Origin of the sequence: Myxococcus sp. AM010, from assembly GCF_013372585.1 — a bacterium.
GTDB classification, from domain to species: domain Bacteria; phylum Myxococcota; class Myxococcia; order Myxococcales; family Myxococcaceae; genus Myxococcus; species Myxococcus vastator.
Genome location: NZ_JABXEO010000211.1, coordinates 1 through 1,078, shown reverse-complemented (window position 1 = coordinate 1,078; position 1,078 = coordinate 1). Strand labels below are relative to the sequence as shown.

At 67.6% G+C, this 1,078-nt stretch carries 1 pseudogene; it reads left to right on the top strand.

Annotated elements, in window-relative coordinates:
- Positions 1-1,036: pseudogene (locus HV826_RS36350) on the top strand (IS3 family transposase); the annotation flags it as partial.
- Positions 1,037-1,078 lie beyond the last annotated feature (42 nt).

Below are 1,078 nucleotides of genomic sequence, written 5' to 3'. Positions count from 1 at the left end.
CCCCCAGCAGCAATGGCGAGGGCAGGCCAGCCCCCAGGGCGAGCAGTGTCGCCTCGGATGAGCGCGCTGAGCTCGAGCGGCTGCGGCGCGAGGTGCGGGTACTGCGCGAGGAGCGCGACATCCTAAAAAAAGCTGCGGCCTGGTTCGCGCAGGAGTCCGTGGCGACGCCCAAGCGGCGTACCGACTCGTGAAGGCGAATCAGGCCGTCCACGGCATCACGACGCTCTGCCGTGTCCTGGAGGTGTCCGAGAGCGGCTACCACGCGTGGCGGACGCGCCTGCCCTCGAAGCGAGCGGTCGCTGACGCGGGCCTCAGCGAGCGCATTCGCGCCATCCACGCGATGAGCGACGGCACCTACGGCGTGCCGCGCATCCACGCCGAGCTCGCGGCGGAGGGTGTGCACATCGGCCGCAAGCGTGTCGCCCGTCTCATGCGGGCAGCGGGCCTCGAGGGCGTCAGTCGCCGCAGGTGGTGTGTCACAACGACGCGCGACGAACGCGCACGCCCTGTGCCCGACCTGGTCGACCGCAAATTCGTGGCCCCTGGACCCGACCAGCTTTGGGTTGCTGACATCACATACATCCCGACGCACGCCGGCTTCCTCTACCTCGCCGTCGTGCTCGACGCATGGAGCCGCAAAGTGGTCGGCTGGGCCATGGCTGGCCACCTCAAGACGGAGCTCGTCGTGCAGGCACTCGACATGGCCGTGGGGCAGCGTCAGCCCCAGAACGTCGTGCACCACAGCGACCAAGGGACGCAATACACCTCGATTGGCTTCGGGCGTCGGTGCAAGGAAGCCGGCGTGCGCCCCTCCATGGGCAGCGTTGGCGATGCGTACGACAACGCGATGTGTGAGAGCTTCTTCGCTACACTCGAGTGTGAACTGCTCGCACGCCGCCGTTTCACGTCTCACGCCGAGGCGCGGATGGCCGTCTTCCGCTTCATCGAAGGCTGGTATAACCCGCTCAGGCGCCACTCCGCGCTCGACTACGAGTCACCCGCTGGTTACGAGAAGAAGCACCGCGCTGCCGCTTGAGGGCGAAAGCGCGGAACGCTCTGCGGAACCGGGGCAACTTCA